This is a genomic window from Paenibacillus sp. FSL E2-0151 (assembly GCF_037993015.1).
Classification (GTDB): Bacteria; Bacillota; Bacilli; order Paenibacillales; family Paenibacillaceae; genus Paenibacillus; species Paenibacillus amylolyticus.
In genome coordinates, this window is the sequence record NZ_CP150308.1 from 3,405,967 (window position 1) to 3,422,237 (window position 16,271).

A 16,271-nucleotide genomic window follows, 5' to 3' on the forward strand; every position below is an offset into this window, starting at 1 on the left:
TAAAGCATGTATCCGAATCCGATTATTTGGGCCGATTACCCGGATCTTGATGTTATTCGTGTAGATGACACATATTATATGGTCAGTACAACCATGCATATGATGCCGGGATGTGTCATCCTGCGTTCATATGATCTGATCCATTGGGAAGTAGCCACATATGTATACGACACATTGGACGATACACCTGCACAACGGCTGGTGGATGGTCATCACGTTTATAGTAAAGGCATGTGGGCTGCATCACTCCGCTATCATCAAGGAATGTTCTATGTGATCTTTGTTGCGAATGATACCCGTAAGACATACTTGTATACGTCGACCTCCATCTCGGGAGTATGGAAGAAACAGATCGTGGAAGGGTTTTACCATGATTGCTCCTTATTTTTTGACGATGATGAACGAGCATATCTCGTGTACGGTAATACCGAGATCTATCTGACCGAATTAAGCTCTGATCTGTCCGGGCCCAAACCTGGTGGAGTGCATCGCTTGATTGTAAAAGACGAGCAGCCTCATCACCTTGGTTATGAAGGAGCACATTTTTACAAGATCAATGGTAAATATATTGTGTTCCTGATTCATATCACGAAAGCTTCCGGACGTAGAACACAGGCGTTTTATATGGCAGACTCTCTGGAAGATGTCTTCACTGGTGGAGAAGTATTTAATGACGATATGGATTATTTCAATTCAGGTGTTGCTCAGGGCGGTATCGTGGATACGCCGGATGGAGACTGGTATGCAATGCTGTTTCAGGATCATGGGGCTGTTGGCCGGGTTCCTGTTTTGGTTCCGCTACACTTTGATCAAGGTATACCGGTCTTTGCAAGCAAAGCGCCGAAGCAGATTGATATCCCGAGCACGAGACCAGAGCACCGTTATAACCCGTTAGTGGGTAGCGACAGTTTCAATTATGAACCCGAGGAAGATGGAAGCATCCGCCTCCGTGATTTTTGGCAATGGAATCATACACCTAATCATGAACTTTGGTCCGTTACAGAGAAATCGGGGGTGTATCGTGTTCGAACGGGACAGATCAGCCCAAATCTGACGTTTGCGCTCAACACACTAACCCAGCGTTCAATGGGGCCCGCTTGCGAAGCAATAGTTACGCTTGACGGCAGTCGGCTGAATGATGGGGATTATGCCGGGTTGTGCTTTCTGATCGGTTCGTACGGTATGATCGCTCTTACGAAGCAGGATAGCAAGTTTTACTTGGTCATGCATGCCAGAGATAGTGAGGATTCCACCATATTTGGCAATCTGATCGACCAGAAGCCAGCCACTGAACATGAACGTATCCCGGTATCAGATCCAGTAGTTAAACTAAAAGCATTCGGAAATTTTGAGAACAATCTGGATGAGTGCTCTTTTGCCTATTTCGATGGAACTGAATGGAGAGATATAGGGATTGTACACAAAATGATATATAAACTGGATCATTTTATGGGTTGTCGAACGGGGTTGTTTGTATATTCAACTGAAATAGCTGGAGGAACAGCTGACTTTTCGAATTTTGAATATCGTATGATTAATCCTGATGAGAAACAATAAAGATACGAAAAGCCGCCCAATGGCGGCTTTTCGTATTCAATGAGTACAAGTTGTTGTACAATGATATGGATTAAAGTTGACAGAGAGAAGAGAGTTGTTCAAACCGAACTGGGGGCATGTCGTCATGTATAAGAGATGTCTGGACATAACAAGATGGACCTTCATTCTGTTCCTTGCTGTATCCATACCAGCAGGTCATACCGAAGGTAATACCAAACAACATCATCCGCAGCAAGATGGGCAGCAGATTCAACTTCCCGCTACGTTTGAGAGGTATTCTCCTCCCATCGTGGTCTCTTTTGTCAGGGAAACGGGAGATGACCTTGAGCGCATGATTAGTCAGTTACCTGGTGAGACGATACTGGATAATCGCTGGACTCGTTTGTACGAGAAAGAGCTAGGTATTCAAATTCACTATGACTGGACTGCTAAGGGAGATGTATACAATCAGAAGTTGGGTGTATCCCTTGCTGCAGGACGTTTTCCAGACGTGGTGAAAGTTAATCCATATCAACTTAGACAACTGAGCAACGCTGGAATGATCGAAGATTTAACGCATGTGTACCAAGAGTATGCTTCCCCACTTACAAAGAGTATATTGGAGGCGGAGGGAAGAGGCGCATTTGATGCGGCAACCATTGATGGCAAACTCATGGCTATTCCCGAATCATCTTCCTCCATTGAGACAGCGCAGTACCTGTGGATTAGAACCGATTGGTTGGAGCAACTGGGGCTACGGCCGCCTGAAACGATAGAAGAGCTTCTCCAGGTTTCGAAAGCGTTTACAGAGGAGGACCCCGACGGGAACGGAGAGCATGATACGTACGGACTTGCGCTAACGAACCATCTATGGGATCCAGTTATGGGAGCTGCAGGGTTCATGTCCGGCTACGGTGCCTACCCTAATATATGGGTTAAAGATGCAGAAGGAAACCTCACTTATGGAGGTATACAGCCTGAAGTTCGGGAGGCTCTGAAAGTACTGCAAACGTTGTATCGTGAAGGCCAACTTGATCCGGATTTTGGTTATAAAAGTGGAAACAAGGCGTTTCGTCTAGTTCAAGATGGAAAAATAGGGATGCTTTACGGTGAACAGTGGACATCCTTTATGCTTCAGAGCACCCGTGATAAAGATACAGGTATAGATGTAGAATGGCAGGCATATCCCATTGTTGCCAAGTCGTACCGGAGCCTGTTCGTACCGCTACGTTCCAACACTGGGCAATACTTTGCTGTAAAAAAGGGATTCTCTAATCCGGAAGTTGTTGTAAAGCTCATGAATCTGCATCTGGACATCAACTGGGGGGATCAGGCACAGTATGAAACATACTACAATGACGACTCCCGAGCTGTGTGGATGCTTTCACCGGTAACTCCTTTTCCCGGTAATAAAAATATAGATGCATACAAACAAATTCGTGATGCCAGAAGTACAGGAGACTTCTCGGCTCTGCAGAATGAAGCTCTCGCCATTCACAAACGCATTGTGGCCTATGAATTGGAAGATGTAGAGAGCGGCTGGGGTTGGAAACAAACCTATGGGCCTTCGGGTGCTTTTAGCATTGCAGATTCTTACGAGAAGAACGGCCAACTTCTCTATGATCAATTCACGGGCGGAATTACGGATACAATGGTTGATCGACAAATTATTCTTCGGGATCTTCAGCTTGAAGCCTATATGAACATTATTCTAGGCAGGTCGATAGATGAGTTTGATCAATTCGTTGAGAACTGGCGCAAGCTGGGGGGAGATCAGATCACATCGGAGGTTAACGCGTGGTTTCGCGCCAGCAAGCCAAAGGAGCGCTAATGTTCACTTTATTCTTACAAGGAACCCACTCAGCCTTTGGCATTGGAGGTGAATGTATTGATCAAGATCCCTGCTAAATCATGGTTTAACAGTATATTTGCGCGATTAATAATCACCTATCTGGTATTTATACTCCCCCTTATTCTTCTTGGCGTGTATCTGTATCATTGGAGTTATGACAATGCAAGTCAGGAAATATCGTTGTCAACGGAAAGACGGTTGAACCAATATGTGGTGGAATTGAACAGAGAGATAGAATGGATGGAATTACAGCAGTTTGATATCGTTGAGGATCGAAAACTCAATCGTCTGGCCATTCTCTGGGACATGATGGATCAGGTTGAGCGGCGTGATACATTAAATTACCTGACTGAACGACTCGCTTCATTCAAGAACAGCACTGCTTATATCAAAAACGTTCATGTACATATCCCTTCTGTTGGCAAGAGTATATCCGCGATCCAAGGCATCGATGATTTCGATAAAAGTTCTTACCTATATTTCAGTTCAGGCATGCAAGGAAAAGGTACACGTTTCACGGTGAAAGAGGACGCCTTGAACTTAAGTGCTGTCAGATTGACAGGCACGAGAGGAGAACCCCCGCTTTTTGTCATTCAGGTGGAGCTGGATACATACCATTTTCAGAATGAACTCACACGGCTTAATTTGTACCCTGAGAGTTCAACGTTTCTGATTGAGGACAAAACGGGGTATGCCATCACAGATAAACATCAAGCTAGTGTTATTCTCGCGAATTACCGTGAGCACAGTGTAAAGGGTACACTTGATGGCTTTCGGATGAAGGTGGGTGACACCATGTACCATGTTAGTCAGTTGCATATGGACTCCCTGGGCTTATCCGTAGCTACATATCTACCCGAGGCAATTGTTACGAAGCCACTTAGCAAGTTCTATCATTGGGCTTGGCTGTTTGCAATTACATCATTTGTTGCCATCACGGCGTATCTCTATTCAAGTTACAAGTTGATTCATATCCCGTTGCTGTTGTTGGTGAAAAGATTCAAAAAAATGGAGGGAGGCATGCTTGATGTCCCCATTGCGCATAACCGAAAGGATGAATTCGGCTTCCTCTACACCCGTTTCAATCTAATGATTGAAAATCTTCAATCCCTTATCGATCGAGATTTTAAGAAAACATTGATGATGCAGCGGGCCGAGTTGAAACAGCTTCAATCGCAGATTAATCCTCATTTTCTGTACAATAGCTTCTTTATTCTGAATTCACTGGCAAGGACAGGAGAAACCGAACGTATTGAGCAATTCACCAACATGCTCGGAGAGTATTTCAGGTTCATTACGAGGAATGAAACAGATCATGTGAAGTTGAAAGTGGAAGTTGAGCATTCACGAATCTATACAGAGATTCAACAATTACGATTCTCCAGACGAATCAAAGTTGATTTTGGGTCACTACCTACTGAGATGGAACATATTAAAGTTCCCAGACTCATTATTCAACCTATTATTGAGAATGCCTACGAACACAGCCTTGAAAAGAATACGGACTCCGGTCTTCTAATTATTGGGTTTAATATGGAAGGTTCATATGCCGAGATCACCGTAGAGGATAATGGAAATGAGCTGGAAGAGCAACACATTCAAACTCTTCAACAACGCTTGCATAAGGACGGAGGTACAGACGAAATGACTGCGTTAATAAATATTCATCGACGTCTGGTCCTGACGTATGGAGAAGGAAGTGGGCTTTTTCTATCCAGAAGTGAACTGCAAGGGTTAAAAGTCACAATTCGAATCCAGTGGAAAGAGGGGGAAAACGAATGTATCGACTTTTGATTGTAGATGACGAGGAGATTATTACGGATAGTCTCTATGAAACGTTCGCCAGACATATACCCGAACAGCTCGATGTATGTAAGGCCTACTCTGCAACAGAAGCATTGTCCTGGATGCAACGTTCGAGAATTGACATTGTTCTAACGGACATCCGTATGCCGGGTATGAGTGGGTTGGAACTGACAGAGCGGATTCAAGCCAGTTGGCCGAATTGTCGTGTCATTTTTCTGACAGGACATAGCGATTTTGATTATGCATATCAAGCTTTTCAGATGGCTAATGTGCGTTATTTGCTCAAAACGGAAGGTTATGACAAGGTGATGTCTGTTGTAGAAGATGTGATGGAAGAGATCCGGCAAAGTCACAGCATGGTTGAGTTGTTGGAACATTCTCATAAAGTTAATTCGCAGCTTGCACTGATACAGCAAAAAGAGTATTTACGGAAGTTACTTCAAGACTGTACAGCGGTTATAGATTCTACTATGCATATGCAGGACGAATTATCCAAACGAGATATAAGATTACAGATCAACTCGCCTGTTTATCTCATACTGGGTCGGTTCAATAATCTGCCAGAAAAAGGTTCGGACCTCACACAAATTCAAGAATCTGTGCGCATTATCGGCTCTTCTCTGATGAATGAACGTACAGTGTGCGCAAGTGTAACGGACCATTATGGGGATACGATCTGGCTGCTTCAGCCGAAGCAGGAGGAAGAGATGACAAATGATAAACTTGTGCGATTTCTAGAAGGTACACTGGAACTGGTACAGGAAGCATGCATGGTCTCACTCGGCGTATCCATTGCTTTTTCATTAAGTAGTCGCAGTTGCAATTGGTCCGAGTTAACCAAACAATATGAACGTCTGAGATTACTCCAGTGGATGAAAATTGGGGATGGTGTATCCATGGTACTCACGGACCATCGTAATGATCTCTCATCTGATGTACCCAAAGAATCCATGCGGATCTCAAACCGGATCGAGATTATGTCAGGATATTTGGAAACGGGACGAATTCAGCCATTTTACGATATATTTGAGGAGCTTGCAGGAGAACTGATGCAACAGGATATTACGATGGAACGTGCCATGGAGACATACTACAATCTGGCCTTATTATTGCATTCAACGATCAATCGTTGGGGCCTTCAACAGAAAATCCCGGATCAACGAAGCTTGCTGCACTTAGGGGAGTATACCTGCATGAAGGATGCAGTACAATTTCTATATCGTGCTGCCGATGAATTAGTACGCTACAAAAGATCAAATGAACAGGAACGCGCTAACGTTGTCATTCATTCCTTATGCAGTTACGTCAAGGAGAACCTGGAGAAAGATCTCTCTCTGGTGAGACTGGCAGAACTTCATCATTTTAATCCATCCTATCTGTCGCGATTCTTTAAGCAGGAAATGGGAATAAACGTGTCAGAGTTCATTGACGACTGCCGAATACGGAAAGCCAAAGAATTGCTTCAGAACACAAATCTTATGGTGCGTGAGGTCGCACTTCAAGTGGGGTACGAGGCTGCCCATTCATTTACCCGACTTTTTAAGAAAATAACGGGAATGACTCCCCAAGAATACCGGGAATCCCTTTTGGTACGTTAACGGTGAATACTCTGGAATTGACCAAACCCAAACAACCACAAAAAAACGCAGGAAGTAGAATACATCCTGCGTTTTTTTGTGGTTATTATCTAATTGATAAACAGTCCGATTCGGCGATCCACCTTAGGCCGTGTGGATTTTTTGTCTTCTATAAGCATTGGGACTCGATCCGGCATACGCTTTGAACTTTTTATAGAACCAATCAATATCCTTATAACCTACCTCAATAGCAATCTCATATATTCGCAGATTCGTGGAAGACAACAACTGCTGTGCCTTTTCCATACGTTGCTGGAGCATATAATCATTGAAAGACATCTTCTCTTCCAGCTTAAACTTCTGTCCAAGGTACGCACAGTTAAAATGAAGCATGTCAGAGATCTTCTTCAGCGTGATTTCATCACTCAGATGATCCCGTACATAGGCCTTAACGATACGAATAACATGACTGGAGTGCATGGGTTTACCGTTCATTTGAACGGGTGTTTTGAAGAACGACGACGTTTTGTGTGCCGGGTCGGTTTCAAGGTGGGATCTAAGTCCATGCAGACTGTTAAGTAAAGAAGAAGGACTAACAGGATACGGGAGATAATCATTTACCTGATACGTCAGGGCTTTGCGTACAAACCTGAAGTGATCTCTTCCACCCATCAGGAGGATAGGTATCTGACTTTTTTTTCGGATGTCATTGCATAACCAGAGCCCCGCGGTATCAAACCTCTCTGTATGTACCATAACAAGGGAAAAGTCTCGTTCTGACAATGCGGTCAAAGCCTCGGCCGATGAGAACACACAATTTGCGATAGTATATTGAGCTTTGCTCCGTAGCAACATCTGTTGCAACTCTCCGCACAAACGACGGCTGAAATCCACAAGTAAAATATCATACATGAAGCAATACCTCACCTTCTGCTGAATTGTAATGCGCTAGATTAACTGAAATTTGACTTAATTTCATTATGGTAATAAAAGAAAGCGCATACAATGTGCATATTTTTGTAGACAGTGCATTTCTTTACCAATTAAAACCTATAATGCACTTTGCTCGTGCAAAATTACGCAAATCTATATTCAGCCCGGGTAAACATCTGTATTTCGGCAGGTTGTTTGCGCTTTCATTTGAACGATACACTGTGATAGCAAACGACAATCAGGGGGGAAGACGATGAGAAAACACAAGTTCATGCTACTGAGCCTGGTATTTGCGGTCTTGTTGGTGATTGCTGCATGCAGTTCTGCACCTACCGCTCAACCCGAGCCGGAAAAGACAACACCACAGGAGGAACAAAAACCCGCGGAAACCGAGCCAAAGAATGAAAACTCCACGCCAGAAATGGACTTTGACATGGGTGGCAGAACGATCAAGGTTGTTGCTTGGTGGGACATGGAAATACAGGGGAACAACCCGGACAACATTCAACGTCTTGAGAATCTCGAAGCGCTGAAGAAAAAACACAACTTTAATATTGAATATGTTTCCATCGATTTTGGTGAATATCAGGAAAAAGTAGTTGCTTCCCTGATGGCCGGTGAACCGCTTGGCGATCTGGTGAGACTGGGCAAAAACTATGCCATTCCGGCATTGACCAAACAGGATCTGTTATGGCCGGTGGATGATTATATTAAAAACGACAAGGTATTCAACCAGAAAACAACCAAGGAATACATGCAGTATGAAGGCAAAGGTTACGGCTTTACCGAGGACCAGTCCTCGTTTATCAACGGAATTTTCTATAATCGCACACTCATGCAAGAGCTCGGCTTGAAGCCACTTCAGGAGTATGTGGATGCCGATGAATGGAACTGGGATACGTTCATCAGTGTTGCCAAGCAAGCGAACAAGGATCGAAACAATGATGGCAAGCTAGACACTTGGGGACTCGCTCAAACGGGCTTGCTGGAACCGATTCTGTATTCCAACGAGGCTTCTCTGACCAAAGAGGATAAGCAGAACCTGGAAGATCCAAAAACAAAAGAAGCGTTGAACTTCCTGTCCAAACTGGCTACCGAGAAGGTCGGTAGAGCTTCTGAGGGCGGCGATTGGACAGAGCCATCCACGTTCTTCCGTCAAGGCAACACCTTGATGTATTCAGGTGCCATGTACGAAGTTGAAGGTATTATGACGGATATGAAGGACTACGATATTGGTTTTGTACCGTTTCCAAAAGGTCCAAGTGCAACAGCGTATCACTCCGGTGAGTCACGTTACCAAGCTATAACGATTCCAAAAGCAGTAGAGAATCCGGAACAACTGATGTACATCTGGGAGAAAATTAATGAGATCGAATCGATCTATGAGTATCCGGGACAATCCACACTGGAGACACATCTGACCGATGAAGCAGATATCAACAACGCCAGAGAGGTTGCGGAAGGTATGTTGGTTCTCGACCATAACACATTCCCGTCCTTGCCGTTCTGGGATTTTGATGGGGAACTCAAAGAAGGGGTATCCGTATCTACGCTGATCGAGAAATACAAGGCTCCTTTCCAGGCTGCGATTGATGAGGTTTACAAATAAGTATCACGTTACACGGGCAGAACGCACCAGTGAAGGTGCGGTCTGTCCGGGTTAGTCAATCGTTCAGTTCTCTCAACGCTTACAGGAAAGGGGATACATTCAAACATGCGGTCACGTAAGAAAAAGGGACTAATCCTGGTGCTTGTCCTGGCCTTGGTGCTCTCCATATGGACACTATATCCATCGCGGGATCGTAATCCGGGAACGGTACATGCGCTTGAGGACTTTGAGGCGGTATCGGGAACCGAGGATTCATTCAGTTATGAGCATTATCTGACTGCTCATGACAATACGGCCAAACCGGATGAAATTGTACGCATCGAAGGCGAATCTTATGTTCAGGCAGAGGATGGAGAATTTGAGGTTGTGCAAGGGTACGCCGGATTAGACGGAAATGCCGTAATTACGCCGGAAACTGGAACCATTCGCTGGGATGTTCCCGTTCAAGTGAGCGGTTTGTACAACATTCGCATTCACTATTATCCCGTAGAAGGCAAAAGCTCCGGGATCGAACGCAGGCTTGAGCTTAATGGTAAGGTCCCGTTCAGAGGGGCCGATATTCTTCTGTTTGACAGGGTATGGGGGAATCGCGAGGACAACGTCCGGCAGGACGATCGTGGCAACGAGCTTAGACCAAGACAAGTGGAACAGCCTGAATGGCAGCTGACTTCCTTCAAGGACAGCGCAGGGTACTTCGAGGAACCGTTTCAGTTTTATTTTGAAAAAGGCAGTCAGAAGTTATCGCTCACTTCATTAAGAGAAAGCATGGCGATCGATTATATTGAGCTATATCAAGAAAGCGAAGTTCCTTCCTATGCAGAGCTGGAGCAAACCTATGCCTCACTCGGCTTGAAACAATCGGCTCCTGTCATGCTGAAAGTTCAGGGGGAGGAAGCTGTTAGCAAATCATCTCCTACACTGGCACCAATCTCGGACCGATCAAGTCCTTCACTCGAGCCTTATAATGTATCGAAAATTCGGATGAACGCCATCGGGGGCATTAACTGGAAACTGCCGGGCGAATGGATTGAATGGGAAATTGACGTGCCTGAAGACGGACTGTATCAACTGGCGCTTAAGGTGAAACAGGATCAATTGCGTGGCATCTATGCCACCCGCAGTCTGACGATTAACGGCGAAGTTCCGTTTAAGGAATTGAAACGCATTCGATTTAACTACAGCCCGGCCTGGCAAACTCAGGTCTTGGGTTCGGGAGAGGATAAGCCATATCAGTTTCATCTTGAAAAAGGGAAACACCGAATCCGAATGACAGTTACACTTGGCGACATCGCTCCGCTGCTTCGGACCGTGGAATCCAGCGTGCTGGAACTGAATGAGATGTATCGCAAAATATTAATGATCACCTCCAACAGTCCGGATCCACTACGGGATTACCAGCTGGAACGGCGTATTCCAGAGATGACGGAGGTGTTTGAACGACAAGCTGACACCTTGCGTTCCGTTGCAGATTACCTGGAAAAGGCCACAGGTGAGCAAAGTGACAAAGTGGCCGTACTTCACGCTATGGTGTTGCAGCTTGAAGATATGGCGGCCAGACCAGAGACGGTTCCCAAACGGCTGGATACGTTCAAAATTAACGTAGGCGGTCTCGGCACATGGATTCTATCGGTACGTGAACAGCCGATTACGTTGGATTACCTTGTCGTATCTCCGCCGGGTGAATCACTGCCAAAAGCGGAAGCGAGCACCGTCCAGCAGGTGAAGCACGAACTGGGTGCATATGTTGCCTCGTATACCGAAGATTACGACAGTATTGGTAACGTGGAACAAAAGAAAGATGCCATCACCGTATGGATCACAACCGGACGAGATCAGGCCCAAGTACTGAAAGGTATGATCGACGATTCATTTACCCCGGATACGGATGTGTCCGTGCAGTTACGTCTCGTTCCGCCTAATATTTTGCTGCCCGCAACACTCTCGGGGGAAGGACCGGATGTTGCCATGCAGATGGGCGAAGACATTCCGGTTAACTATGCGATGAGGAATGCTACAGCGGATCTGAGCCAGTTCCCCGATTTCGAGGAAATTTCGGGCAGGTTCCGTGAAAGCGGATTGACGCCTTACCGCTACAACGACGGGGTATATGCCCTTCCGGAGCAGCAACATTTTCCAATGCTCTTTTACCGCAAAGATATTCTGAATGAACTGGGCCTCGAACCGCCGAAAACGTGGCAAGACGTATATAACGCCATCGCCGTGCTGCAGAAGCATAACATGGAGTTTTATCTGCCTATAGAGGATACGCTGAACAATGCCAACCTGGTTCCGAATTCAACCTTTGCGATGTTGTTATATCAGAATGACGGAACGTTCTACACCGAAGACCAGAAGAAAAGTGCACTGGATTCGGAGATTTCAATGGACGCGTTCAAACGTTGGACGCAATTTTATACCAATTACAAGTTTCCGCTCAAAGCCGATTTTCCGAACCGGTTCCGTACAGGGGAAATGCCGATCGGGATTGCTGATTACACCACGTATAACATGCTGACGGTTATGGCTCCGGAAATCCGCAATCTCTGGGACTTTACGATTGTTCCGGGTACACAGCTTCCGGATGGGTCCATACGGCATGAAGTGGCCAGCGCTACGAGCGCGGTGATGATGCTCGAAAATGCCGACAACAAGGAAGCGGCGTGGAAGTTCATGAAGTGGTGGACTGATGAGCAGACCCAGATTGAATACGGGAGAGAAATGGAAGGTCTTATGGGAGCGGCTGCCCGTTACCCAACGGCCAATATCGAAGCCTTGAAGCAATTGCCTTGGCCTGTGAAGGATTATCAAAATCTCGAGAAACAATGGGAATGGGTACAGGGAATCCCGCAGCTTCCTGGAGGTTATTTCACGGGACGACATCTGGACAACGCCTTCCGTAAGGTGGTCAATGCAAATGAAAATCCGCGTGAAGCCTTATCAGACTATGTATTGTACATTGATGATGAAATTGAGTTGAAACGCAAGGAATTTAATCTGAAATAGAGGAAAGGGAGGGTAACGGTTGCAAGCTAAAACTACCAAGACAGCCGCCGCTCCTGCCGTCCATACCCGCCAGGTCGGCTGGTGGTCCCTATTGAAGCGGGATCTGTATCTCAGCAGGCATTATTACGTATTGATGGCACCGTTTATGCTGATTTTTTTCATGTTTACTGTCATTCCGGTCGGCATTTCACTTGGGCTCAGCTTTTTTCACTTCAATATGCTGGAGCTGCCGCGATTTGTCGGCTGGCAGAACTATTCCCGGCTTTTCCTGAACGATGACGTATTTCTGATCGCGCTCAAAAACACGCTGCTTTTTGCCGTAATTACAGGCCCTCTCAGTTATATAGCCTGCTTTTTGTTTGCGTGGATCATCAATGAGCTGTCTCCTAAAATTCGGGCGGTCATGACGCTGGTTTTCTATGCCCCATCCATATCGGGCAACGTCTTTTTCATCTGGCTGATCATCTTCTCGGGTGACAGCTACGGGTATATGAACGGCTTCCTGATGCGCCTTGGCGTCGTACTGGAACCGATCCAATGGCTCGCAGACGAGAAGTATGTACTGGCAATCGTCATTATTGTACAGCTGTGGCTGAGCCTGGGAACCAGCTTCCTGGCCTTTATTGCAGGACTGCAAACCATTGATCGTTCTCTGGTTGAAGCAGGAACCGTAGACGGGATCAAAAACCGCTGGCAGGAGCTCTGGTACATCACCTTGCCTTCGATGAGACCGCAGCTGATGTTTGGTGCGGTAATGCAGATTACCGCTTCCTTCGCCGTAGCTGAGATCTCCATCGCACTGGCAGGTTTCCCGAGCGTAAACTATGCGGCACACACAGTTGTCACACATCTGATGGACTTCGGAACCATTCGTTTCGAGATGGGCTATGCCTCGGCCATCGCAACGGTTCTGTTTGCCCTGATGCTGGGTACAAACGTTTTCACGCAAAAAATGCTTAGAAAGATAGGTGAATGACGATGACCAGCAAAGTACGTGCCGTGTTTGGCATGCCAAAAAGGCTTAATCGGTCATTTACCGTCAGCCTGATGTTATTTGCATTGCTGGGCGTGTTCGGCTCCTTTATGGTGCTTCCGCTCATCTATGCTGTCAACAATGCATTCAAGCCGCTGGATGAGCTGTTTATTTTCCCGCCGCGCTTCTGGGTGAACAATCCGACAACGGAGAATTTTGCCGATCTGATCAATCTCATGGGTAATTCGTGGGTGCCGTTATCCCGCTATATTGCCAACACATTGCTCATTACGATACTTGGCACAGCGGGGCATATCCTGCTTGCATCTGCAGCAGCTTATCCGCTGGCGAAGTATCGTTTTCCGGGTTCCAAAGTGTTGTTCACCATTGTCATTCTGTCCCTGATGTTCTCGCCGCATGTTACGGCGATTCCGAACTACATGGTCATGTCCTGGCTTGGCTGGATTAACACTCATGCCTCCATAATTGTGCCATCACTTGCGTTCTCGTTGGGACTTTTCCTGATGAAACAGTTCATGGAGCAGATTCCCGATGCTTTGCTGGAGGCAGCCAAAATCGATGGAGCCAATGAATACCGGATATTCTGGAGCATCGTGATGCCCAATGTGAAGCCGGCATGGCTCACGCTCATGATCCTGCAGTTTCCAGCGTTATGGGGAACGGATGGCGGGAGTTTCATCTACAGTGAAAATCTCAAAACGCTGCATTATGCGCTCAGTCAGATTGTGCAGGGAGGGATTGCAAGGGCCGGTGTAGGTGCGGCTGTTGCCTTGCTGCTGATGATCGTACCGATCACTCTGTTTATCATCTCTCAGAGCAGTGTTATGCAGACGATGGCCACTTCGGGCATGAAAGAATAGAAAGGAGGCAGCGAGGTGCGGAGAAGCACATGGAAAAAACGTAAATCGATCATCATGGGCATGATCTGCCTCCTGTTGTTCGTTCAAGAGGCGCCCTATGTGAGTGCAGACGGTAAAACGGATGCGTATCATTATTCCTTCTGGGGTGACGCAGTTCCTTCACCCGCGGCATATGAGGCAACAACCATTATCACCGGCAAGAAGTTGAACACAACTCCTATGAAAGAGCCAAGCGACATGCATGTTACCGCCAATCAGCACGTCTTTGTGCTCGATTCGGGCAATGGCCGCATCATTGAGATGGATCGCAACTTCAAGCTGGTACGGACGATTGATTCATTTGAGCAGGAAGGCAAGGAAGATCATTTTAAAAATCCACAGGGATTGTACGTCACGGAAAAAGGCCATCTGCTGGTCGCTGATTCGGATAATCACCGGGTGGTGCATCTGGATGAACAGGGGAAGCTGGTCAAGATCGTGTCTGAACCAAAATCGGATCTGTTAAAAGCAGACTTCCAGTTTAAACCGATGCGGATTGTTATGGACAAGGGGGAGCGTATCTACGTCATGGCCGAAGGCGTATTTGATGGATTCATGGAGTTCAGCGCCGATGGTACGTTCTCTTCCTTCATTGGAGCGAACAGAGTTCAGGTGGACCCGGTGGAGTATCTGTGGAAACGGTTTGCAACACGGGAGCAGCGGAGCCAGATGGTGATGTTCACTCCAACGGAATTTACCAATCTGGATATGGATGAAGAGGGCTTCATCTACGCCACTAGCGGGGATCGCGGCAAAGATCCGGTCAAGAAGCTGAATGCCCAGGGTACAGACATTTTGCGCAGAGAAGGCTATCAGACTCCGCAGGGTGATTTGCTGTATACCCAGGAAGCAGGGCCATCCCGCCTGATTGATGTGGATGTGGGTGACAGTGACATGTATTCCGTACTGGATTCCAGCAAGGGCCGAATCTTTACCTACAATGGAGACGGATATCTGCTCCATATTTATGGGGGCATCGGGAACCGGCTGGGCCAATTTAATACACCTGTTGCCCTGGAACGTGCGGGAGACCGGATGTTAGTTCTGGATAAAGCGCTGGGTGAAATCACCGTCTTTCAAACAACTGAATACGGACGTACGCTCCACGAAGCGGTGCGCAGCTACTATAACGGTGATGAAGATCAATCTTCGGTGCTGTTTGCCCAAGCTGCCGAGATGAACGCTAACTTGGAATATGCGTATGCGGGAATTGGCAAAGCATTGCTTCGTCAGAAGGAATACGCCGAGTCTGCGAAATATTTCAAGCGCAGCATGGAGCCCAAAGGGTATTCCAAAGCTTTTCTTTTGTACCGCAAAGAGCTGATGCGTGAGCATTTTTCATGGATGATGTCCGGTATATTCCTGGCTGTCGCTGCGATTGTCACCGTCATCATCGTTCGCAGGCAGAAAAGGAGGACTACGAATGCAGGCATCAAGTAAGCAACTATACCAGTACCCGCTGCATCTGATTTTTCATCCGTTTGACGGATACTGGGAATTGAAGTATGAACGGAACCAGAGAAACTCACTGCTGATTGCTTTCATGATCCTGGTGCTTCTGGTCATCACCAAAATTTTGCATGCCCAGTACAGCGGTTTTCTCATTAATCTCAGTAATCCAAAGTACCTGAACAGTCTGCTCGAAATGTTATATGTCATTGTACCGGTACTGTTTTGGTGTGTGGCGAACTGGTCGTTAACCACATTGATGGACGGGGAAGGCAAGTTCTCCGAGATTTTCATGTCAACGTGCTTTGCACTGGTACCGTTGTTACTCATTCATTTTCCATGGATCTGGCTGAGTCTTGTGATCTCTGCGCAGGAAACTGCCTTTTATTATTTCTCCAATGCACTCGCCGTTGCGTGGACGGTATATCTGTTATTTGTGGGGAATATGACGGTTCATCAGTACACACCAGCCAAAACGGTGCTCACGATGCTGCTGACACTTGTAGCGATGGCGTTTATGGCATTTCTATGCCTGTTATTCTTCAGTCTTGTACAGCAGATTGTATCGTTTGTTGTAACCATCTATCAGGAATTAGTGCTTCGGGGCTAAGGG

11 protein-coding genes are annotated in these 16,271 nt (G+C 46.4%); 10 read left to right on the forward strand and 1 reads right to left on the reverse strand.

Translation table 11 applies throughout. The annotated features are described in order from the left end of the window. Positions 1–6: 6 nt before the first annotated feature. The 4 genes from MHI55_RS15530 (at position 7) to MHI55_RS15545 (ending at position 6,792) form a co-directional block, all read left to right on the forward strand. Positions 7–1,557 carry a glycoside hydrolase 43 family protein gene (locus MHI55_RS15530; RefSeq protein ID WP_340390502.1) on the forward strand — a complete coding sequence of 517 codons (1,551 nt, stop codon included), beginning with the start codon at positions 7–9 and terminating at the stop codon, positions 1,555–1,557. Positions 1,558–1,681: 124 nt separating this feature from the next. Next, complete coding sequence (locus tag MHI55_RS15535; RefSeq protein WP_282321440.1) at positions 1,682–3,367, forward strand: extracellular solute-binding protein; 1,686 nt, start codon at positions 1,682–1,684, stop codon at positions 3,365–3,367. A 57-nt stretch (positions 3,368–3,424) separates the two neighbouring features. Continuing rightward, entirely contained in the window at positions 3,425–5,182 is a 1,758-nt protein-coding gene (locus MHI55_RS15540) for a histidine kinase (protein ID WP_340390503.1), read from the forward strand. Next, positions 5,167–6,792: a response regulator gene (locus MHI55_RS15545; RefSeq protein WP_253508416.1), complete on the forward strand. Its 1,626-nt coding sequence runs from the start codon at positions 5,167–5,169 to the stop codon at positions 6,790–6,792. The genes MHI55_RS15540 and MHI55_RS15545 overlap by 16 nt, the downstream gene beginning before the upstream one ends. 123 nt (positions 6,793–6,915) lie before the next feature. Here MHI55_RS15545 and MHI55_RS15550 read toward each other — a convergent pair whose 3' ends face one another. Further along, a complete protein-coding gene (locus tag MHI55_RS15550; RefSeq protein WP_047842955.1) occupies positions 6,916–7,683 on the reverse strand; it encodes a helix-turn-helix domain-containing protein in 768 nt (255 codons plus the stop codon). A gap of 274 nt (positions 7,684–7,957) precedes the next feature. Here MHI55_RS15550 and MHI55_RS15555 point away from each other — a divergent pair, with 274 nt between their 5' ends. From MHI55_RS15555 to MHI55_RS15580, 6 genes are all read left to right on the forward strand, one after another. Then, on the forward strand, positions 7,958–9,313 hold the full coding sequence (locus tag MHI55_RS15555; RefSeq protein ID WP_036615912.1) for an extracellular solute-binding protein: 1,356 nt from the start codon (positions 7,958–7,960) through the stop codon (positions 9,311–9,313). Positions 9,314–9,418: 105 nt separating this feature from the next. After that, positions 9,419–12,316 carry an extracellular solute-binding protein gene (locus tag MHI55_RS15560; RefSeq protein ID WP_340390504.1) on the forward strand — a complete coding sequence of 966 codons (2,898 nt, stop codon included), beginning with the start codon at positions 9,419–9,421 and terminating at the stop codon, positions 12,314–12,316. A gap of 19 nt (positions 12,317–12,335) precedes the next feature. Next, the gene (locus tag MHI55_RS15565; RefSeq protein WP_036615906.1) at positions 12,336–13,292 is read left to right on the forward strand and encodes a sugar ABC transporter permease; all 957 of its coding nucleotides are present in this window, start codon (positions 12,336–12,338) and stop codon (positions 13,290–13,292) included. A 2-nt stretch (positions 13,293–13,294) separates the two neighbouring features. Next, positions 13,295–14,170 carry a carbohydrate ABC transporter permease gene (locus MHI55_RS15570; protein ID WP_026081082.1) on the forward strand — a complete coding sequence of 292 codons (876 nt, stop codon included), beginning with the start codon at positions 13,295–13,297 and terminating at the stop codon, positions 14,168–14,170. A gap of 15 nt (positions 14,171–14,185) precedes the next feature. Then, positions 14,186–15,649, forward strand: a complete 1,464-nt coding sequence (locus tag MHI55_RS15575; RefSeq protein WP_076317895.1) for an NHL repeat-containing protein — start codon at positions 14,186–14,188, stop codon at positions 15,647–15,649. After that, positions 15,633–16,268, forward strand: coding sequence for a YIP1 family protein (locus MHI55_RS15580; protein ID WP_101313763.1), 636 nt, complete (start codon positions 15,633–15,635; stop codon positions 16,266–16,268). The genes MHI55_RS15575 and MHI55_RS15580 overlap by 17 nt, the downstream gene beginning before the upstream one ends. The last annotated feature ends 3 nt before the right edge of the window (positions 16,269–16,271 follow it).

Excerpts from the sequence above, each read along its gene's own strand:
- MHI55_RS15530 (WP_340390502.1), top strand. The coding sequence starts at position 7 with ATGTATCCGAATCCGATTATTTGGGCCGATTACCCGGATCTTGATGTT.
- MHI55_RS15535 (WP_282321440.1), top strand. The coding sequence starts at position 1,682 with ATGTATAAGAGATGTCTGGACATAACAAGATGGACCTTCATTCTGTTC.
- MHI55_RS15545 (WP_253508416.1), top strand. The coding sequence starts at position 5,167 with ATGTATCGACTTTTGATTGTAGATGACGAGGAGATTATTACGGATAGT.
- MHI55_RS15550 (WP_047842955.1), bottom strand. The coding sequence starts at position 7,683 with ATGTATGATATTTTACTTGTGGATTTCAGCCGTCGTTTGTGCGGAGAG.
- MHI55_RS15555 (WP_036615912.1), top strand. The coding sequence starts at position 7,958 with ATGAGAAAACACAAGTTCATGCTACTGAGCCTGGTATTTGCGGTCTTG.
- MHI55_RS15560 (WP_340390504.1), top strand. The coding sequence starts at position 9,419 with ATGCGGTCACGTAAGAAAAAGGGACTAATCCTGGTGCTTGTCCTGGCC.
- MHI55_RS15570 (WP_026081082.1), top strand. The coding sequence starts at position 13,295 with ATGACCAGCAAAGTACGTGCCGTGTTTGGCATGCCAAAAAGGCTTAAT.
- MHI55_RS15580 (WP_101313763.1), top strand. The coding sequence starts at position 15,633 with ATGCAGGCATCAAGTAAGCAACTATACCAGTACCCGCTGCATCTGATT.